15 protein-coding genes are annotated in these 20,372 nt (G+C 43.4%); 11 read left to right on the top strand and 4 right to left on the bottom strand.

Annotated features, from left to right (window positions below):
* Positions 1-280: 280 nt before the first annotated feature.
* From recF to dnaA, 3 genes are all read right to left on the bottom strand, one after another.
* Positions 281-1,495, bottom strand: a complete 1,215-nt coding sequence (recF, locus tag W293_RS0108315) for a DNA replication/repair protein RecF (protein ID WP_025651996.1) — start codon at positions 1,493-1,495, stop codon at positions 281-283.
* Positions 1,496-1,689: 194 nt separating this feature from the next.
* Positions 1,690-2,865, bottom strand: a complete 1,176-nt coding sequence (dnaN, locus tag W293_RS0108310; RefSeq protein ID WP_025651995.1) for a DNA polymerase III subunit beta — start codon at positions 2,863-2,865, stop codon at positions 1,690-1,692.
* A 205-nt stretch (positions 2,866-3,070) separates the two neighbouring features.
* Entirely contained in the window at positions 3,071-4,516 is a 1,446-nt protein-coding gene (gene dnaA, locus W293_RS0108305; protein WP_025651994.1) for a chromosomal replication initiator protein DnaA, read from the bottom strand.
* Positions 4,517-5,127: 611 nt separating this feature from the next.
* Here dnaA and rpmH point away from each other — a divergent pair.
* The 8 genes from rpmH to W293_RS0108265 all read left to right on the top strand — a co-directional run bounded on the left by rpmH (position 5,128) and on the right by W293_RS0108265 (position 12,546).
* Positions 5,128-5,262, top strand: coding sequence for a 50S ribosomal protein L34 (rpmH, locus tag W293_RS0108300; RefSeq protein ID WP_007394757.1), 135 nt, complete (start codon positions 5,128-5,130; stop codon positions 5,260-5,262).
* Positions 5,263-5,447: 185 nt separating this feature from the next.
* The gene (gene rnpA / locus W293_RS0108295; RefSeq protein WP_025651992.1) at positions 5,448-5,819 is read left to right on the top strand and encodes a ribonuclease P protein component; all 372 of its coding nucleotides are present in this window, start codon (positions 5,448-5,450) and stop codon (positions 5,817-5,819) included.
* A gap of 1 nt (position 5,820) precedes the next feature.
* The gene (gene yidD / locus W293_RS0108290; protein WP_025651991.1) at positions 5,821-6,195 is read left to right on the top strand and encodes a membrane protein insertion efficiency factor YidD; all 375 of its coding nucleotides are present in this window, start codon (positions 5,821-5,823) and stop codon (positions 6,193-6,195) included.
* 219 nt (positions 6,196-6,414) lie between these two features.
* The gene (yidC, locus tag W293_RS0108285) at positions 6,415-8,106 is read left to right on the top strand and encodes a membrane protein insertase YidC (protein WP_025651990.1); all 1,692 of its coding nucleotides are present in this window, start codon (positions 6,415-6,417) and stop codon (positions 8,104-8,106) included.
* Positions 8,107-8,279: 173 nt separating this feature from the next.
* Positions 8,280-9,725 carry a tRNA uridine-5-carboxymethylaminomethyl(34) synthesis GTPase MnmE gene (gene mnmE, locus W293_RS0108280; RefSeq protein WP_051395160.1) on the top strand — a complete coding sequence of 482 codons (1,446 nt, stop codon included), beginning with the start codon at positions 8,280-8,282 and terminating at the stop codon, positions 9,723-9,725.
* Positions 9,726-9,847: 122 nt separating this feature from the next.
* Positions 9,848-10,324 carry a transcriptional regulator NrdR gene (gene nrdR / locus W293_RS0108275; RefSeq protein ID WP_025651988.1) on the top strand — a complete coding sequence of 159 codons (477 nt, stop codon included), beginning with the start codon at positions 9,848-9,850 and terminating at the stop codon, positions 10,322-10,324.
* Positions 10,325-10,366: 42 nt separating this feature from the next.
* The gene (gene ribD / locus W293_RS0108270; RefSeq protein ID WP_051395161.1) at positions 10,367-11,452 is read left to right on the top strand and encodes a bifunctional diaminohydroxyphosphoribosylaminopyrimidine deaminase/5-amino-6-(5-phosphoribosylamino)uracil reductase RibD; all 1,086 of its coding nucleotides are present in this window, start codon (positions 10,367-10,369) and stop codon (positions 11,450-11,452) included.
* A gap of 419 nt (positions 11,453-11,871) precedes the next feature.
* Positions 11,872-12,546 carry a riboflavin synthase gene (locus W293_RS0108265; RefSeq protein ID WP_025651986.1) on the top strand — a complete coding sequence of 225 codons (675 nt, stop codon included), beginning with the start codon at positions 11,872-11,874 and terminating at the stop codon, positions 12,544-12,546.
* A 125-nt stretch (positions 12,547-12,671) separates the two neighbouring features.
* Here the strand turns inward: W293_RS0108265 and W293_RS0108260 are convergent, their stop codons facing one another.
* A complete protein-coding gene (locus W293_RS0108260; protein WP_025651985.1) occupies positions 12,672-15,605 on the bottom strand; it encodes a response regulator in 2,934 nt (977 codons plus the stop codon).
* A gap of 231 nt (positions 15,606-15,836) precedes the next feature.
* Between W293_RS0108260 and fmt the strand changes: the two genes are divergently transcribed.
* The 3 genes from fmt (at position 15,837) to thrC (ending at position 20,049) form a co-directional block, all read left to right on the top strand.
* Positions 15,837-16,928: a methionyl-tRNA formyltransferase gene (fmt, locus tag W293_RS0108255; protein ID WP_025651984.1), complete on the top strand. Its 1,092-nt coding sequence runs from the start codon at positions 15,837-15,839 to the stop codon at positions 16,926-16,928.
* Between the two features lie 66 nt (positions 16,929-16,994).
* Positions 16,995-18,569, top strand: a complete 1,575-nt coding sequence (locus W293_RS0108250) for a transcription antitermination factor NusB (RefSeq protein WP_025651983.1) — start codon at positions 16,995-16,997, stop codon at positions 18,567-18,569.
* Between the two features lie 58 nt (positions 18,570-18,627).
* Entirely contained in the window at positions 18,628-20,049 is a 1,422-nt protein-coding gene (gene thrC, locus W293_RS0108245) for a threonine synthase (RefSeq protein WP_025651982.1), read from the top strand.
* Positions 20,050-20,372 lie beyond the last annotated feature (323 nt).

The raw sequence follows: 20,372 nt of genomic DNA, 5'->3' as shown, positions 1-20,372 counted from the left end.
CAAGTAAAATAAATAAAACACATATTTATCAGCCACTTAGAATTTTATAGATAATAAAAAAACTCTATATCACGCCATAAGATAACTTACTGAGAATAGGACAAAAATAAAGCCCTATTTTAGCATTTTTTTGCTTCTAAGTCACTGTTTACTGGCAGTTTTATCGTTATCTATCAGGTATTTTAAGTCGGTAAGAATTACCGAAAAATAAGAGGGTAAATTATGGATGAAATGCAAAGTTGACGAGGAGGAATTAAAACAAAAATATCAATATTTATGCTTAGTTGTCAGGAGAAATTTGACCTTGTTTCACATGAAACATATTAGGTTTTGACCATAATGTATTGACTAGCGGTACGATATCATCGGTCAAACTGGTCATAAATACTTGACAAGGCAGCTGCGCTAGCGTTGACAATAAAATCTCAATCGCCCTATCATCAAGCTCTGCAGTGATATCGTCTAACAATACCACGGGCGTCACTCGCGATTTAAAATCATTGTTAGAGATATCCGCATCTTTTTCAGTATTAAGTAGCAGCGGCAACTGTGATAAGCGCAATGCGGTAATCAATAGCTTCTTTTCACCGCGCGATAACACATTAGCGGCCTGCTCTTTTAAAACGGGCAATTTCGTGTGTATATCGCCTTCTACTGTCGTGTTTTTAGTTTCCTGCCCTTCATGTATGGCTAGCGGCTCGCTAGAGCGCCAATGGACATGAATATCGGCACGGTGGTTACCGATGCGGGTATAGCCCAGCTGCAAATCCTGTTCTAAGCGCTCATTAAGCTGTACATCGAGCGCAACACTGGTGTCGTAACCGGCACTATAGCTCAAGCTCAATTGCTCGGCATAAGCAGGCAATAACTGAGCAATGCTTTGAGCAAAATAAGGCTGCCATTCGCTAAATATTCGTTCGCGATAGTGATGGATAAGTGCCGCATGACTGCTCAGACCTCTGTCCCATGCTCTAAGCTCAGCAAGTTGAACTTGGGTCAAGTGGCGTGATTTTTTTAGCAAACTATTGCGCTGTTTTAATAGCCGTTGATAAGCTACCCATTGTGGATGAAAGCCTTGTTTCATGTGAAACACCAACCAATCCAACAGCTGCCGACGACTGGCACTGCCCTGCTCTAACATATCCATAGTAGAGGGATCTATTAATAGTGTGGGGAGCTGTTCGGTTAAGATGCTTTGATTGTAAACGGTGCTTTGATTAAGACGTAGTATCGTCGTCGCATCAGCTTGCTTTTGAATCGCTAAAGTGCTGCTATCACTGAGTCTAGCATGTACGGTTGCGCTATTTTGATGGTGCTGAATATAGCGTTTAGGCTGGTGATGACGAAAGCTCTTACCTCGTGATAGCAAGAATATCGCTTCCAATAGCGAGGTTTTACCACTACCATTCGCGCCGATAATGACGTTGCAAGCAGTGGCAGGTAGATTGACTTGACTGAGGTTACGTAGGTGTGAAATTTGTAGACGTTCAATCATAATATCGACAGCCGCCTATTTTTACCATCCGATTATTAGCAGGCAAAAGTTTAATTAATTATAGATTTTGCGAGGTTGCAGAGGTTAGTTTTAAATATGAAAACGGGCTTAAAAACAATACTACAAAGACAGCGACCTCGTCTCACTGGACAAGTGCTACCGTCTAACTGCACCGTTTTCTACAAAAAAAAGCACTATATACGCATTGGCATGATGACATATTGATGGAATTCATCATTTAGCTGATTTACTAGTACTGAGGCGTTAGATTGGCTCATATGCATTTGCAGATCCCCTTGGATGACACTTAGCACATCTTGCAAATAGGCAGCATTAAAGGACAGCTCCATCGGCTCACCTTGATACTTAGCTTGTATCATCTCAACCGCTTCGTCTTGCTCAGCGTTATTAGCGCGTACTTCCACCATACCATCGCTGGCGAAATTAAAGACGACGCCACGTGATTTTTCGTTACTTAAAATCGCGACACGGCGTAGCACATCTGTCATTTTTTCTTGATTAAATAAGGCCAATTTATCGGTATTGCTTGGCATGACGCGACGATAGTCAGGAAACTTACCGTCGATTAAACGTGCGGTAAAGGTCACCATTAGATTATCACTCACCTGCCCTGCACTATCCACTTCACCGAACGGCAAGCTTACTTGCAAAAACTCGCGACCAAAGCTTAGCGTCACTGCGTTATCTTGATCACCCAACATCTTACCAAGCTCAGAAGCCAAACGCTCAAGCTCAATCACCGCTTTGCGCGGCAAGATGGCTTGCATATTCAAATCTGCACTGACATCAATGACACTACGTGCCAATGCCAATCTATGTCCATCAGTTGCAACGGTGGTTAGCTGCTGTTGTGAAACATCAAACAGCATACCAGTTAAATAATAGCGCACATCTTGAATGGCCATGGCGAACTGGGTTTTATGAATCAAATCCGTCAAACGGCTACGGCTAATGGTCAACGGCGTGATATTTTCGGGATTGCCCAAGCTTGGATAATCTTCACTAGGCAATGTACCCAAGGTAAAGCGGCTCTTACCACTCGTCAGCAAACAACGCTCGTTTTCTTGGGTGGCAAGCGTAACTTGTGCTTGTGCGGGTAAGGATTTGCAGATATCTCTCAGTTTTGTCGCAGGTAAAGTGGTTGTTCCTGCTTCAACACAAGCACCAGCAGGCAATTTCAACGTCGATGTCAGCTCTACCTCTAAGTCAGAGGCTGTCAAAATAAGCGCTGACTCAGACAACTGTAGCTTGATATTACCCAAGATAACCATATTGTGACGTTTGTCAGCGGCCTTGGCGATCAAGTTAATAGCTTTTAATAACGACTCTCGATTAATCGATAATTGCATGCTTGGTTACTCTTATTTGAATGATTCTTTTTATATAGATGTAAAATAATGGCTTAATAATACCCTGTCTACTGACGATAATCCACAAGGTATCTGCCGGTTGGTACTCGCAATATTATAAACCATATCAACCGACTAAAATACAGTGTAACCACGGCCTAAAAATAGCGTAGCTACAGCCTAAAATTAATCGTAACATATAGCTTTAACCTGCTTGTAACATCAGAGCAAGTGTCTTGTAATCTTTATCAAACGCTGGGTCGGCGGCGCGTAGCTCATTAACTTTATCACAAGCATGCATAACCGTCGTATGATCCCGTCCGCCAAAAGACTGTCCAATCTCCGGAAAGCTATCGCTGGTCAATTCACGTGATAATGCCATGGCTATTTGCCGTGGTCTAGCAATACTACGCGTACGCTTGCGTCCCATCATGTCTTTGATAGTCACATCGTAGTATTCAGCGACCACTTTGCGGATATTATCCATATTGACGGCTTGCACCCGCATCGCGACGATGTCTTTTAGCGCGTATTGCACCATTTCAAGAGTAATCTGTGCACCCGTCAAGTTAGCATTGGCAAATACTTGATTTAGAGCACCTTCTAAACGACGGACATTTGACACCACGTTTTGAGCGATAAATAAAGCGCATTCCTTAGGGAGCGTCATGCCGTGTGATGCTGCTTTTTTCTGTAAGATTTGTACTCGTGTATCAATCTCAGGCGGATCAACAGCCACCGTCAAACCCCAAGAAAAACGCGATCTAAAACGTTCATCAAATTCCGTCATCTGCGATGGATGACGATCTGATGCCAAAATCAGTTGCTTGTCACCACTGGTAAAATCCGCAAATAACGTTAAAAACTCATTACTACTCTTGGTCTTTCCTGCTAGTACATGAATATCATCTACAATTAATAAATCTACTTTTTTTATTTTCTTTTTAAAATCTTCTATTTTATTATTTCTTAATGAATAAACCAATTGATTAATAAATTTTTCAGAAGTGAAATAATAAAAACTTTGATTGTTTTTTAAATAGCGGTGCGCTACCGAATGCATTAAATGAGTTTTTCCCAATCCTGAAGGACCATATATAAATAAAGGATTGTGACGATTCTTTGATTGACGCTTACCAAGCTCATAACAAGCCTTGTACGCAAGGTTGTTAGACTTACCAGTGACAAAGGTCTCAAAGGTAAAATCAGGATTTAGATAGCTTAATGATTTGGCATCAGCAGATTCTGCTAGGGTAGCATGACGCATGTTGGCATCGATATCTGCGCGCGCATTATTCTGATGTATGGATTCAAATTTGTGCTCGTCAGGGGGAGGGGAGGGGTTATCTTCTACAAATAGCGAACCTGACTGCGACTGATTATTGTCGTTCGACTCACGACCTGCATTATCGACCCGCACGATCACTTCCTCGATACTACCTTGACTGTGCTTGGCCACCAGCTGCTGAATATCTTGCAAATGGTTTTTTTTGATATACGTTACAAAGTAATCGTTCGGTGCAAGAATAATGAGCGTCTGCGCTTCCTGATGGGCTGATAAGGGTCTTAACCACATCGTAAATACGTTATCTTTGACGTTATAACGCAAATCGTTTAGGCACTTATCCCAAATAGTTGCTGTGTCTATCATGAAAAATAATAACCCCATAATCTGAAATAATAAAATGCCCTAAACGGCATAACTGCTCAACCAACATCCATATTGCCTATGAATATCACCTCAAAAATGCTCTTAGAGAATACGCAAAATCACATATCAAGTAGGGTGTTAATCTAACACAATACCCTGTGGATAACATCCTGTTTTTTGTGGATAAGGCTGTGGATAGTTTTGTGGATAAGTTAACAACACGAGTTATCCATATTCCACCCACAGGTTGTCCACAGGGTTACCCATAGTCTAGTATTTTGATAATAAAGGGTAATTTTGACTTAACCACAGATAATAGGCCTCCCAATAACAACAATACTTATATATATTAATAGTTAATTATTATAGAGTTCAAAGATTTCTGTGGATAACTTTCAAAAGTTTAAATTAACAAAGAAGGACTTCTAGGGAATTAAACTGGATTCACTAGCCACAGATTGATGATGCAAGAGTAATCAGAAAAACGGCTTTAGAGACGATGTACTCTACTCATCTAAACATCGATTAAATTAGTTCATTGACCAAGATACTATGCGGTGGTATAATCCTCCGTTATTACGAATTTAGTCCATTATTTTGATAGGTGAGTTATGAAACGTACATTCCAACCAAGCGTGATCAAGCGTAAACGTACTCACGGTTTCCGTGCTCGTATGGCAACTAAAAAAGGCCGTCAGGTCTTAGCTCGTCGCCGCGCTAAAGGACGTCATCGTCTTACTGTATAATTAGTAGATGACGATGAGCATGGCTAATAGTGCTTGTTGTGTTTCTATTATTTATAGATTGCGATAGTCAATCATCACAACTGACACGTAGCCATATATTAAAAGCGCCCACATCGGCGCTTTTTTTGTCTCTATATTTTATGATTCTTCTGATATTGTCACCCGCTCTGATACTAGGTTGTACTATGTCCAATACTGCTCCAGCTACCTTGACCGCCCGCTTCACTAAACAGCAACGCCTGCTGACGCCTGCAGCTTTCCGTGAGGTGTTTGATGCCCCAGAGCGCAAGCTGCACCAGAGCCATTTGATGGCTTTTATACGTACCAATGCTCACGAGCAGCCGCGAGTCGGTATGGCTATTACCAAGCGTAAAGTACCTACTGCGGTGGCGCGAAATTTAATCAAGCGTCAAATACGTGAGCAGTTCCGCGTAAAATATGCAAAACTAGAAAACAAGGATATTGTTTTCATTGTTAAAAAATCTATTAAAGATTTAGATAATAAAGAATTAATAAATGAGATAAATAATATCTTTAAAAAAATAGAAAAAAAATAAAATGAATTTCATTATTTTAAAAATAAATAAATATTTATTTTCTTTGATTTATTATTTTATTTATTTTTATCAAAAGATAATAAGTCCAATTATCCCTGCCCGTTGTCGCTATTATCCAACTTGTTCTAATTATGGTAAACAAGCGGTAGCGTGGCATGGTGTCTGGTCAGGCAGTTGGCTTTTGTTAAAACGTATTAGCCGCTGTCATCCGTTAGGCGGCCACGGCATCGATTTTGTACCGCTGCCCTTATCCTCTTATTTCTATCAATATTTATCCCCTATCGAGCTAGCGATTGTTAAAGCTCAAGGTTTATATGTTGGTAAAGACACTACAAGCTATGTTTCTCGCCTAAACCATATGATGAGACAGCCGTAAAACGTGTTAGTAACTGGATAACTTGTGGATATCTATTGAGTTACCCACAAGTTATCCACACTGTTGGTATCATTTAGGGTGGATTTTTAGTAAAATGATGCACATTTTATGTAAATGACTGCTAGTACGTTGTCACAGCGCTAATAGATAACGGCGATCTGTGGTCATGACACATGCCCTAATTTTTCATTCCCTAATTTTTTAATCTAGGAAAGGTTTATGCAAAAGATATTTCGGGTGATGATCATCATTGCGATGCTAATCACCGCTTATCTGCTGATTTTGGCATGGCGAGATGATTATGCCGATGCACCAGCTGTAGACACGGCATCAGAAGCTGCAACGTCAGTGGGTGCTGATATTCCCTCTACGACTGGCGCAGCAGGTGATATTCCGGTACAGACGGTGGATAACGTGACAGCCGATAACGGCATTGTGACGGCTACCCCTGCGAAAGATGCTGGGCTGATCACAGTCACCACTGATCGCTATGATATAAAAATCAATCCAGAAGGCGGTGATATCGTTTATGCTGCGCTTAAGCAGTATAACGCGACGCTCGATAGCGAGACGCCTTTTGTACTGTTAGAAAATAATAGTAATCGCGTCTATGTGGCTCAGTCTGGCCTGATTGGTCAAGATGGTATTGACACCGCAGAAGGTCGTGCCAATTACAGTCATACTGCTAATAATTACGTCATGGAAAAAGGGCAGCAAACGTTATCTGTACCGCTTACTTATAAAAAAGACGGCGTGACGATTACTAAGACCTTTACCTTTACGCAAGACAAATATCCGATTGATATCAGTTATCAAATTCAAAATGCCTCTGCCGCTGCTTGGCAAGGGCAGATGTTTGCTCAGTTAAAACGTGATGATAGTAAAGATCCTGGCATGTCTGACAAAGGCGCGCTAAGCATGGCGACGTATTTGGGCGGCGCTTGGGGCACCCCTGATGATCCTTACAATAAGCTGAAATTTGGTAACTTTAGTGATGGTGAGTTGACTACGACCAGTGATAAAGGTTGGGTTGGCATCGTGCAGCATTATTTTGTCTCTGCATGGACGCCTGAAAACTTCACGGGTAAGTTCTTCAGTCGTGAAACGGCTGATGAGTACTTTATCGGCTTCAACAGTCAGCCAGTCAATGTTGCACCAAACAAGCAAGTGACGTTAAATGCAACGCTATATGCTGGGCCAAAGGTACAGTCTGAGCTCAAAGATGTGGCAGTTGGTTTGAACAAAACTGTCGATTATGGCTTGCTATGGCCAATATCAAAAATCTTGTTTGCTATCTTGGAAGGCATTCATAAAGTCATTGGTAACTGGGGTTGGTCAATTATTCTACTGACTGTCTTGGTTAAAATTGCGCTGATGTGGTTCTCAAACAAGAGCTACTACTCAATGGCGAAGATGCGTGCCATTGCACCAAGACTCAAAGTGCTCAAAGAAGAGCACGGCGATGATCGTATGAAAATGTCGCAAGAGATGATGGCGATTTATAAAGAAGAGAAAGTCAATCCGATGGCGGGTTGTTTGCCTATCTTAATGCAAATGCCGATTTTCTTAGCGTTATATTGGGTACTGGTTGAAAGTGTTGAGTTGCGTCATGCACCGTGGATCTTATGGATTCAGGATTTATCAGCGATGGATCCATGGTTTATATTACCATTGCTCATGGGTGCGTCGATGTTTATACAGCAGCAGCTAAACCCGCAGCCCGCTGATCCGATGCAAGCCAAGGTAATGAAGTTTTTACCGATTATTTTTACCGCTTTCATGCTGTTCTTCCCAGCAGGTCTGGTTCTATACTGGACGGTGAACAACTTGTTTAGTATGACTCAGCAATATATTGTGAATAAAAAAGTCGACGAAGAGCAAAAGCGTCGTACCGTCAAGGTGCTTGATTAAGCAACAAGCAGTCTGCTTTATAATGAATAAAACCATCGCACAAGCGGTGGTTTTTTTATACGTCAAACCTAATGTTTGCTTATGTTGATACGTGTTAAAAAGCGCAAAATACCGCTATTTAAAGTTTGTTTTGTCAGCCTGCGCCGAGCCGTCTATAATGGAGTTTTTAGTTAATGAGAATAAGTGTGGATTCTGTCAAAGCGGCGTTAGCCCCAACTGATTCATCTGGATTGGCTACCATTGCCGCCATTGCTACACCGCTTGGGCGCGGGGGTGTTGGGGTTATTCGTCTGTCAGGCGCACGTGCCTATGCTATCGCTTGTCAGCTCACGGGTAAGTCGGCGTTTACCCCGCGTATGGCCAGCTTCTGCCGTTTTTATCAGGCTGATGGCACGACCATTGACGAAGGCTTGGTATTGTATTTTAAGGGCCCACATTCCTTTACTGGTGAAGATGTGATTGAGCTACAAGGGCATGGCGGCATGATTTTGCAAAATCAGTTACTCGCGCGCGTGTTCGAATTGGGTGCCAAACAAGCCAGTGCTGGCGAGTTTTCTTACCGCGCTTTTGATAACGATAAGCTGGATTTGGTACAGGCAGAGGCTATCGCTGATGCGATTGATGCGACCAGTGCTGCTGCCGCTAGTAGTGCCATACGCTCCTTGAGCGGTGAATTTTCACAAAAAATCAATGAATTGCTTGAGCAGCTTATTCATCTGCGTTTACATGTTGAAGCGGCGATTGATTTCCCCGACGAGGAAGATGTTGATTTTTTATCCGATGGTGTTATACAAGCCAATCTTGAGCAAACGCAGCAAAAAATACAGCAAGTCTTGGCGACCGCAAAACAAGGTCAGCTATTACGCGATGGTATCCATGTGGTATTGGCAGGCAGACCGAATGCAGGCAAATCAAGCTTGCTAAATCGTTTGGCAGGGCAAGAGCGCGCTATTGTGACTGACGTCGCTGGCACCACACGCGATACGCTACAAGAGACTGTGGTACTCAACGGCCTAACGCTACATTTAACCGATACGGCTGGTCTACGCGATACTGAAGACACGGTGGAACGTATTGGTATTGAGCGCGCGCGTACCGCGATTACGCAAGCTGATATGCTGATGATGGTCTATGACGTTACTCGTGACCTTGAAGAAGAGAGTACGCCATTACAGTTGGCTGAGCAGTTATTTGGCAAGCTCCCAGAGGCTAAGCGGCTATTAATCATTGCCAATAAAAGCGACTTATTAAATGATAATAGCGATAAAAAAACACTTTCTGCTTCACAGATCGAAATAAAGAATCGTGGTTATGAACAAGTCAATGTTTCATGTGAAACAGGCGTTGGTATCGATACATTGGTCGAAGCATTGTGTGCTAAGGTGGGTTTTCATCCGCCCGAAAACAGTCTTATTGCCCGTACAAGGCACTTGGATGCACTCAGGCGCACGGCAAATTATTTGACAGAAGCGCACGAGCAGTTAACCGTCTTTCAGGCCGGTGAATTGGTGGCTGAAAGCTTACGTCAAGCGCAGCATAGTTTGGGCGAGATTACTGGTGAGTTCAGCGCTGATGATTTACTGGGTAAAATTTTTGGCAGTTTTTGTATTGGTAAGTAGATTAGTTAAGTCTTTTTCTATTGGAAAATAATGGTTAAAAAGTTTCATACACTCATCCTAATTAGCGCTTCAATATGGCTTTAATGTTGCCGCCTTTAATGTATTAAGATAAGGAAAATAGTATGCATTGCCCATATTGTAATGCGTCAGAGACCAAAGTGATTGATTCACGGCTTGCAGCAGAAGGGGCGCAAGTGCGTCGCCGCCGTTCCTGTAATAGTTGCCAAGAGCGCTTTACCACGTTTGAGATGGTAGAGGTGGTGATGCCAAGAATTATCAAATCAAGCGGTAAGATTGAGCCTTACGATAACGAAAAGCTGCGCCGCTCTATACTCTTGCCGCTACAAAAGCGTCCCATTACCATTGATGAGCAAGAGGCAATGATTAGCCGTATCGAAAAGCGTGTACGGCAAATGGGTGAGCGAGAAATTAGCAGCAAAGTCTTAGGTGAGATTATTATGAGCGAGCTTAAGACGCTCGATGACGTCGCTTATGTACGCTTTGCCAGTGTGTACCGCGATTTTCAAGATATCGATGCCTTTCACCAAGAAATTGCTAACATTCGTCCCAGCGAAAAAACGGACGACAACGTTAAATAGTTTTAACCCTCTGTTTTGTTATTTATTAAGTGTACCCTCTTTATGACGCTTTCAAACCATAAAATCTCAAATCATAAATTTTCAAACCATGAACAAGATGCCCAAGACCGCTATTTTATGATGCTTGCTATCGAGCAGGGTAAGCATGGTCTCTATACTACTAGGCCCAATCCAGCGGTAGGCTGTGTCATTGTTCAGGCAGAAGATATCGTTGGTCAAGGTTTTCATCCGAAAGCAGGGGAGCCTCATGCCGAGGTTTTTGCGCTGAAAGAGGCGGGTACGCGAGCAAGCGGGGCAACCGCTTATGTGACACTGGAGCCGTGTAGTCATACAGGTCGTACGCCGCCTTGTGCGCTTGCGCTGATTGCTGCGGGTGTTAAGCGGGTAGTGATTGCAGGTTTAGATTCCAATCCACAAGTCGCTGGTCGTGGTGTGCGTTTACTAGAAGAGGCGGGCATCAACGTCACTATTGGTGTATTAACGCAGCAAGCAGAAGCCTTAAATCGCGGATTTTTGAAGGCGATGCGTACCCAGATGCCTTATGTACGGCTTAAAATAGCCACCAGTCTTGACGGTCGTACGGCGATGGCGACAGGGGAGTCGAAGTGGATTACAGGTGCCGCTGCTCGCGAGGATGTACAAAAGCTACGTGCCTGCAGTGGCGCAATTATTACGGGTAGCGAAACCGTCATCGTTGATAATCCTCAATTAAATGTACGCTCAAACCAGTTAGGTATAGCGCTTGAGCAAGTTCCTGCTCCCAAGGTTGTCGTACTCGATAGGCGTCAGCGCTTAGCGCACAGCTTAAAGTCTGATTATCAGTTATGCCGTCGAGCGGATACGATTTATTGGCATGAGGATAACTTAACTGCATTATTAAGGAATTTAGTCAGCGAGTATCAGTGTTATGAAGTGTTGGTTGAAGCTGGTGCCAGCGTGGCAGGCAGTTTTTTGAGCCAGCAGTTGGTCGACGAGCTGGTTGTTTATCAAGCGCCTTGTTTATTAGGCGCACAGGCGCGCCCGATGGTGAACTTTAATCCGCTATCGTTAGCGCAGCAGCTGCGTTTTGATATCGACAGTTATGAACAAGTTGGTGCTGATCTTAAACTGACCTTATTGCCTTTATGAAATGAACACTTATAAACAGCTTGCCCACAGTCTGTACTAAATATGTGCTAAGTGTGGATAAGTTAGTAAATTCAGGTGATGTTTCACATGAAACTGTGTATAACTTTGTTTCACATGAAACCAAAAAGACCTTAATTTATATAGAATATATATTAAATACTTTAAAATCAATTACTTATTGTTAGTCTTTAAGTATTTACAGATCTATTCTTAGACTTTGCTCTACTGTGGATAACTTGATCAAAACCTAGGTTTTTAACGGTGTATGGGTTGATTTTTCATTACTTATCCACAACTTATCCCATACTGTGCTTAAAATAAACGCATGTTTCACCAAAAGATAGAGGCAGACAAACGCCTTCTTAATACATACTAATACGTTGTCTATCGCGGCAATATAATAATGAGATGAGGTTGATATGTTTACCGGAATTATAGAAAGTGTCGGAAAGGTCAAATCCATGCAGCCTACAGGCGGTGACATACGCTTGACGATAGAGTCTGATGATTTAGACTTCAGTGATGTGAAACTGGGTGACTCTATTGCTTCTAATGGTATTTGTTTGACGGTTGTGGATTTTGGCAGCAATCATTACTCGGTTGATGTCTCACGTGAAACAATTGCGCATACAGCGTTAGAAGAGCTAAAACCAGGTCATATCATCAATTTAGAGAAGGCGATGTTGCCAACCACCCGTTTTGGTGGTCATATTGTCGCCGGTCACGTCGATGGTGTCGGCGTCGTGTGTAAATTGCAAAAAGACGCGCGCTCTATCTATATTGAGATTGAAATACCGCAAGCGTTGGCGCATTATACAGCGACCAAAGGTTCGATTACGCTTGACGGTATTAGTCTCACGACGAATTTGGTACGCGACAATATCGTCTCTTTAAATATCATTCCGCATACCGCACAAGTTACCAATATTGCTCAGCATTGGTTGGTAGGCGATAAGGTTAATGTTGAAGTGGATATTGTCGCGCGCTATTTAGAGCGGTTGCTAACCAAGCCACAAACTGCAAGTGCGACAGCGCAAAATGCACCAAGTAACATCACTGAGACATTTTTAGCAGATAACGGCTTTATGAGATAGTAAGTGACATTTATCAATACATACTTTCTTTCTGGTTTAAATTGCAAGCCAATTTAAATCGCGAGTGTCAAAGATACCTATTAGGGCATGTCTTCATTTTGATAACGATGAAATGAGGGCACGCCCTAATCTTTAATAAGACTCTGTAATACCGATTGCAGCTTATTTTTATCGATAGGCTTGGTCAAAAATTCATCCATGCCTACCTCAAAGCAAGCATCGCGATCCTCTGCAGTATTATTCGCTGTCAACGCCACAATAGGAATATCATCCCCTTGCGCACGAATCGCTTGGGTCGCTTGTAAGCCATCCATCACCGGCATCCGGCAGTCCATCAAAATAAGAGCAATCTCTTCATGCTGCGCTTGCAGTTGACTCAACGCCTGCTGCCCATCTTCTGCGACCACGGTACGATAGCCAAGCTTGGTTAATATCTTACACGCTATTTTTTGATTGGTCGGACTGTCTTCTACCACCAAAATAAGCGGTGGCGCGGTCTCGTTGGTAGTTTTGTGGTCAGAAATATCTATGGTAGCGCCATCTACCTCGGTGACCAGCGCCCGACTCTCATTATCAAGATTATCATTATCAAGATTATCATTATCAAGATTATCATTATCAAGATTATCATTATCAAGATTATCATTATTAAGATTATCGGTATCAAATTTGTCAGTATCAGTGCTTTGTGCGGTTACCAACGTCTGCCTGACTGGTAGTGTCAAACGCAGCAGCTCAGATAATAATAAAGCATTGTCTAGTGGCTTAGCCAAAAAACCATCGCATTGATCTAATAGCATAGAAGGAATGCGGCGCTCAGGCTTCATGCTCAATAGTGTCGTTGGTAGCGAGATATTAGCCAATAAGCGGCTCAAGCTCTTGCGTCTACTATCATTGATGTTTTTATCGTCCCCTGCTGCTGGCTTAGGGAATACGATTGCGTTGCTCTCATAATATTCATAATCTAACAGCAGAACGGGTGCCAGTGTTTGCCCATCTTTTGCGAGCTGTTTTGTTAACTGCTTAATAGTTGCACTATTGATAGTGGTATAAATAGAAGCTGGTATAGATAAGTAGTCACATAAACGTTGCAAATGCTCAGCACCAAGCGTTTGATTGACTACTGCAATCAGATGGACTTTGGTCAATTGCTCATTAAGGTGATAGACCGGCTGATAACTTGGACGACGACAAGGCAAATACAAATTGATGGTGCTACAGTCATTATCCGAGCTATTTGACTCAAGGAAGCCGCCCAATAATTGCGCAAAAGTATTGGCTTTGGTGTGTGCAAGATTTGCCTGCACAAGCGGTTGCTGTATTTGGTCATTAGCTGCAACATCAGTTTGCTTAACGTAAGTAAGCGGCGGTGTTTGTTTGCGCGAAGTGTTATCTACAGCTGTATGTTGCAGGCTAAACCTTACCCAGTTATGCGGGTTTTTTGCTGTCATGTCGTCATTGGTAACCAGTACACTGTCATTGACGCTTAGTGGTAAAGCTGCGTCAGCAAAGGCTTCGATCGTTAGGGAAACAGAGCCTGCAAGAGTAGAGGTGATGGCGTTATCCAGTAAGCTCAGTAAGACTTGGCAAAGGCGTTTGCGATCAGTGTCAATATGGCGCGGACAGTCAGGATCAAAAAAATAAAGCAGCTCAAGCCCTTGGCGCCGTGCATCCTCTATGACTAAGTCATTGATGTGTTGTCCCAGTTTATAGATATCAACAGATTCAATCTTAAGGTGCGTTTTTTTGACGTCAATCTCTTCCATGCCCAGCATGTCATTAAGACTCGTCAACATCGCGTCGCTCGACCTCGTTAACGTCTGTAATACAGTATGCTGCTGGATAGAAAAAGTATCAGTATTGACGGCTTCAAGGGTGTCGATTATCGTCTCTAGTGGTTGATGCAGCTCGTGATATATCGCGGGTTTAAGCTCACTAAGTTCATCAATCTTGCCTTGTAGCTGTTGATTTTTTTGCTGCAACTGAGTGTTCTGATTGACAAGCTCATTGACATTATTTAGTAGCACGGTAAAGCCATGTACTTGTCCATGTTCGCCAAACCATGGGGTAATATGCAATTGATAGGCTTGCTGGTTCTCTATACCGCGAACGTTTAGAGTGCGGGTAACGCGCAAGCTAGAGAGTTTTTGGAGCAGGAGCTGAACCGATTCATCGTCAGCTGAGACAAAATCTGTTAATTGGTAGGTGGTATCACTTTGGAATGATGTATCAAATACTCGCTCAAAACGTTGATTAAAAAAGCTAATCTGCCCGTGACGCATAATCATGACCATCGGCAACGGCGCTTGCTCAACCAAACGCTCAAGACGATGTTGCAAGGTTTGTATACGTCGATGGTTACTATGAAGTTGGTAACTGATACGACTGAGCGCGTGACCTAGACGCAAAAACTCAGACGTCGATTTTTTGTCAACAAACGGCGGTGGCAAATAAGCATCCTTTGCTTTGGCACTTAAATTATCGGTATAAACTATCAGTTGTTGCCAGTTAGTCTGGCGATTTAATGTATAAAGTAACGCCATAATAAAGAACATGATCGCCGTCATTAGCGGTAGCCAGTAGCGATAGGAGATCCAGTCTATTTCAAGGGGTTTATGGCGCAATATGATATAGAGCTTATGACCACTCTCAAGTTCAATCGTTCCTGTTAAGTTGCGAGGGTTGAGCGTATAGGCGCCGTAGTTGTTGCTATCAGAGGGCAATGAGGTAATGACATTAGGAAAGGTGACGGTGGGAAATGCACGCTCATTAGGACGGACATAACGATGGATATGAGTCTGCCCTGATGGCATCATAAAAATGATCTGATAACTAATGCCTGCAAAAGACGGCTCGCTCAGTATTTCTTGGATTTCAGAGTTTAGGGGCTGCGCGTGTTCAGTAACGGCATGCTGCAATGTTTCAAAGGTATCTATACTCCGCTGCTTATTGTCTGTCTTAATATCGTCAAACAACGCAAAGTAGTACAGTGACAACATGGTCAATAGTGTCAACGTATAAAAGAGCAGTAAGCGCTGTAAAGACTGAAACTGTTGCATAAAAGCATGACCCTAAGTCGACAATAAGTCGGCATGATGGCAGATCGTAAAATAATGATAAATCTGACAGGTTTGCGTGCTCTGGCTTATTTATGAATAAGTAGCTGAGCTTTTTACTATTATAAAGATAAATAGTGTCATTAGTAACGCTGGATTGTCACTATTACAATCATGGCACAACGTCGTAAACTCACCTATAATGGACGAATTAATCATACATAATGCACCACTATGACCACAATTGCTTCCACCTCTGATTTGTCTACAAATTCTACCCAGCCGCAACAGACATCTACGCTTGCTGAGCAGCAGCGTATCGCTCCCTTAAGAGTGATATTCGCGGGTACGCCTGAGTTTGCTGCTGTCAGCCTTGAGTCGCTTATCAACCAGCAGGACACACTTAATATAGAGATTGTCGCGGTCTATACACAGCCTGATCGCAAAGCAGGTCGCGGGCAAAAGCTATCAGCGTCTGCGGTCAAGCAAGTTGCTTTGGCCAATGATATTGTGGTTGAACAACCAGCTACCTTTAAAAAATCTAGCACCGAAGGCATGGCTGCGCGTCAGACTTTGCGCACTTATCAGCCAGATATCATGATTGTTGCGGCTTATGGTCTGATATTGCCGATTGGTGTATTGACCACGCCTACTTATGGTTGTCTAAATATTCATGCCTCATTGTTGCCACGCTGGCGCGGTGCAGCGCCTATTCATCGTGCTTTATTGGCGGGCGATTCTGAGACCGGCATTACCATTATGCAAATGGATAAAGGTTTGGATACTGGCGATATGATCTACAAAGTCAGCGCTCCTATTAATGCTGATGATACCGCCACGAGCCTGCATGATAAGATGGCTGAACTGGGCGCGGCAGCTATTAGTACCGTGCTACAAGACTTGGTACCTTATCAAGCGCAAGCCGTAGCTCAAGATGACAGTAAAGCCAATTACGCCGAAAAACTGGTCAAAACCGAAGGCGAAATCGACTGGACGCAATCCGCCACGGAGATTGAACGCCAAATTCGTGGCCTGACGCCATGGCCGGGCGCTTATACTTTTTTGGTAGGTCAGCGGGTCAAAATATTGGCCAGTTTGCCTGTGAATGCATCGCAGCAAACCAATGAGCCTGCTGGTACTGTGGTGAGCGTTGGCCGCAAAGCGATTCTAGTCGCTTGTGGTAAAGAGAGTGAAGCTGAATCATCAGCCGCCACTTTAGCCATCACCGACTTACAGTTTGCGGGTGGTAAGCCGATGACCGCCGAGCAAATTTGCCATGGCAACCAATTAAATGATGGTGACCAGTTCACTAAAGAATCAAACTAATTTTTACTTATATTTAACCTACTTGCACAAGGCGCTATCGATTAGGCGTCAAGGAAATCAAATTTAATGAGACAAACCAGCACTGCGCCAAGAAACAACAAGCTCAAACCGTCAAGCAACCTTATAATGAATGGCAGCGTGCGCGTACGCGTGATCCGCACTTTACTGGCTATTCAAAACGGTCAGTCGCTCTCAAGCGTCCTTGATCCATTATTGAATAGTTTGCATGATGGTGACAAAGGCTTTGCTCATGCATTGCTGCTCACGACATTGCGCCAGTGGCATGCGTTGGCACGTTTGCTCGATACTTTAGCAGACAACCCTATTGATGAGGTTGAGGTGCGTACCACCATTCAAGTAGGCTTAGTACAGTTGCTGTATTTAGAGGTGGCTGACCATGCGGCGATTCATGAAACTGTTGAGGCTGCAAAGGAAATTGAGTTTGCTCATTCTACTGGTTTGGTGAATGCTATTTTGCGCAAAGTCGCCAAGAATCCAAGCAAATTCCGTAAGAAGTGCGATAAAAAACACAGCCTACCGAATTGGCTCGCTTATCAGCTTAAGCAAGATTGGAGCGAGCAGTATGATGAGCTGACCCAAGGCTTGCGCCAGCCAGCACCGATGTTTTTACGAGTGAACTCGGCGGTTACTTCGGTAGAGGATTATCAGCATGCGTTGGATGGGGCAGAAATTGATGCAGACATCGTTGAGCTAACGACTGGTTTTAAGGTAGCGAGCTCGTCAGAGTCTGCCGCTGCTACAACGCTATCAACCAAAGGTCTCCGGCTACATCAAAGCACTGCCGTTAACGCTTTGCCTGAGTTTGCTTTAGGGGTTGCTAGCGTACAAGACATGCATGCGCAACTTGCTGCACCGATTATTAATCAAGCATTGATGGCTAAGCTTAGTGCTGAAAAATCTAATACGAAAAATACGAATAATGAGATACATATTCTAGATGCTTGTGCGGCACCTGGTGGTAAATTGGCTCACTGGTTAGAGCTTATAAGTTCTAAGAACGAGTCATCATTGTTTCACGTGAAACGAGATAATGCTGAAACGTCGTCTGCGACTGCTGATATCAAAGTAACAGCTATCGATAACGAAGCACCACGTATTGAGCGTATTCGTGAGAATTTACAGCGCTTAAATCTAAGTCAGCACGATTTGCAGCAAGCAGAGAAAAGTGTCGCACTCAATATCGTCTGTGCGGATGCGACCAGATGGCAGCATGGAAAAAACAAAAAAGCGGCTACCAATGAACCCGTCTTTGATGCAATATTACTCGATTCCCCTTGTACCGCGACTGGTGTGATTCGTCGCCATCCTGATATCAGTATCCTTCGTACCGAAGAAGACATCGAGCAAACGGCACTGTTGCAAGCAGACATCTTGCACAATCTATGGCCACAACTCAAAGCTGGTGGTTATCTGCTGTATGTGACCTGTTCTATCTTAAAGCAAGAAAACGTCGAGCAAATGCAGGACTTTATCACGCATCATAATGATGCAGTAGCGATTGAGTTTACCGACGATTGCAGTTGGGGTATCGAACAAGCAATTGGTCGTCAATGCTTGCCGATTGATAGCGCGAGTGGCGATGGTTTCTATTATGCGTTGCTTCATAAGACAATGGCATAAAACTGCTGAATAAACCGTTTTAAATATTGAATAACCTCATTATAGACAGGACAATCTAATGAAATATATCAGTACCCGTGGTCAGACAGCGCCGATGGATTTTAGTGATGTGCTATTGATGGGGCTTGCGCCAGATGGTGGTTTGATGCTGCCTGAGCACTATCCAAACATTGATAGTACGACCCTTGATGAGTGGCGCACGCTCAGCTATCCACAGCTTGCCATGGCGATTATGCAGCGCTTTGCCACTGATATTCCTGCCGCTGATTTGCAAGATATCATTGAGCGTACTTATACCGCTGAGGTATTTGGTTCTGATGAGATTGTCCCTGTGCGTAAGCTTGAAGATAATTTATATATTTTAGGATTATCGAACGGTCCGACATTGGCATTTAAAGATGTGGCGATGCAGTTCTTGGGCAATGCCTTTGAATACGTACTCAAAAGAAAAGACGCGCGTATTACCATCATTGGTGCGACCAGTGGTGACACGGGCAGCGCAGCAGAATATGCGCTACGTGGTAAAGACAATATCGAAGTCTTTATGCTGTCACCGCACGGCAAAATGAGCGAATTCCAGCGTGCGCAAATGTATAGTCTGACCGATGATAACATCCATAATATTGCCATCGATGGCATGTTTGATGATTGCCAAGATATCGTCAAGGCATTGCAGCAAGATGCCGAATTTAAAGCGGCTTATAACCTCGGTACCGTTAACTCTATCAACTGGGGTCGTATCCTTGCGCAAATCGTTTATTACTTTAAAGCCTATTTTGCCGTTACTACGAGCAACGATGAAAAAATCAGCTTTAGTGTACCATCTGGTAACTTTGGTAATATCTGTGCCGGTCATATCGCCCGAGAAATGGGACTGCCCGTTGACCGTCTAATCGTCGCGACCAATGAAAACGACGTACTAAACGACTTCTTTAATCAAGGTGCTTACCAGCCGCGTCCGACGGAAAAAACTTACGTCACCTCTAGTCCGTCAATGGATATCTCTAAAGCTTCTAACTTTGAGCGCTTTGTTTATCTGCTACTCGACAAAGACAGCGCTCGCGTTCATGAGCTATTTGAGGGGGTGAAATCCGGCCAAGGATTTGATTTGTCTGATTTGATGGAAGCAGTCAACAGCCGTTACGGTTTTGCTGCTGGCAAGTCGACCCATAGCGACCGCCTGCAAACCATTAAAGCGCTTTATGAGCAGCATGGTGAGCTAGTTGATCCGCATACAGCTGACGGTATCAAGGTTGCTAAAGAGCTACAGTTAGAGGGTGAAATCATTGTCTGTGCGGAGACAGCGTTACCCGTCAAATTTGCTGACACAATCGTTGAAGCGATTGGGCCAATAGACATTGCTCGGCCAGCGCATACCGAAGGCTTGGAGAGCTTACCACAGCACGTGGTGGTGCTGGATAACAACGCTGAGCTGGTCGCTGAGCAAATTCGTCAACATGTGACGCCAAATCCAGCCTGAATTAATGCTGGACTTGTTATTAGCTTTGTTTAACCATTAAACAAGCGTCCACATAAAAGTTACGCCATTGTAATAAAGTGTTTATGATTGTGTTATGGTAGATATAATTGTAATATTAGAAACAGCGTCGGCGACTCATCATTTTGCTAGACGCTTTTTTAGCAATCCCACCAGCCAATTACACTGAACAGCTGCCCTATAGGCGTTATGATAACCGTACTGTTAAGCCCTTTTATGCTTGTCATTAATTTTAATAATGCTCAAGGCTTAAGATTAAATAAAGGGTCTAAATGGTATTAATTGTGGCGACAACAGCGGTACAT

This window comes from Psychrobacter sp. TB67, assembly GCF_000511065.1.
GTDB lineage: Bacteria > Pseudomonadota > Gammaproteobacteria > Pseudomonadales > Moraxellaceae > Psychrobacter > Psychrobacter okhotskensis.
The sequence above is the reverse complement of the archived record's forward strand: the minus strand, read 5'-3'. Positions and strand labels throughout refer to the sequence as shown.

Coding starts and splice junctions, on each gene's coding strand:
- W293_RS0108260 (WP_025651985.1), bottom strand. CDS start 15,605: ATGCAACAGTTTCAGTCTTTACAGCGCTTACTGCTCTTTTATACGTTG.
- ribD (WP_051395161.1), top strand. CDS start 10,367: ATGACGCTTTCAAACCATAAAATCTCAAATCATAAATTTTCAAACCAT.
- rnpA (WP_025651992.1), top strand. CDS start 5,448: ATGTCCAATACTGCTCCAGCTACCTTGACCGCCCGCTTCACTAAACAG.
- yidC (WP_025651990.1), top strand. CDS start 6,415: ATGCAAAAGATATTTCGGGTGATGATCATCATTGCGATGCTAATCACC.
- fmt (WP_025651984.1), top strand. CDS start 15,837: ATGACCACAATTGCTTCCACCTCTGATTTGTCTACAAATTCTACCCAG.
- W293_RS0108250 (WP_025651983.1), top strand. CDS start 16,995: ATGAGACAAACCAGCACTGCGCCAAGAAACAACAAGCTCAAACCGTCA.
- W293_RS0108265 (WP_025651986.1), top strand. CDS start 11,872: ATGTTTACCGGAATTATAGAAAGTGTCGGAAAGGTCAAATCCATGCAG.
- nrdR (WP_025651988.1), top strand. CDS start 9,848: ATGCATTGCCCATATTGTAATGCGTCAGAGACCAAAGTGATTGATTCA.
- yidD (WP_025651991.1), top strand. CDS start 5,821: ATGAATTTCATTATTTTAAAAATAAATAAATATTTATTTTCTTTGATT.
- rpmH (WP_007394757.1), top strand. CDS start 5,128: ATGAAACGTACATTCCAACCAAGCGTGATCAAGCGTAAACGTACTCAC.
- mnmE (WP_051395160.1), top strand. CDS start 8,280: ATGAGAATAAGTGTGGATTCTGTCAAAGCGGCGTTAGCCCCAACTGAT.
- dnaA (WP_025651994.1), bottom strand. CDS start 4,516: ATGATAGACACAGCAACTATTTGGGATAAGTGCCTAAACGATTTGCGT.
- recF (WP_025651996.1), bottom strand. CDS start 1,495: ATGATTGAACGTCTACAAATTTCACACCTACGTAACCTCAGTCAAGTC.
- thrC (WP_025651982.1), top strand. CDS start 18,628: ATGAAATATATCAGTACCCGTGGTCAGACAGCGCCGATGGATTTTAGT.
- dnaN (WP_025651995.1), bottom strand. CDS start 2,865: ATGCAATTATCGATTAATCGAGAGTCGTTATTAAAAGCTATTAACTTG.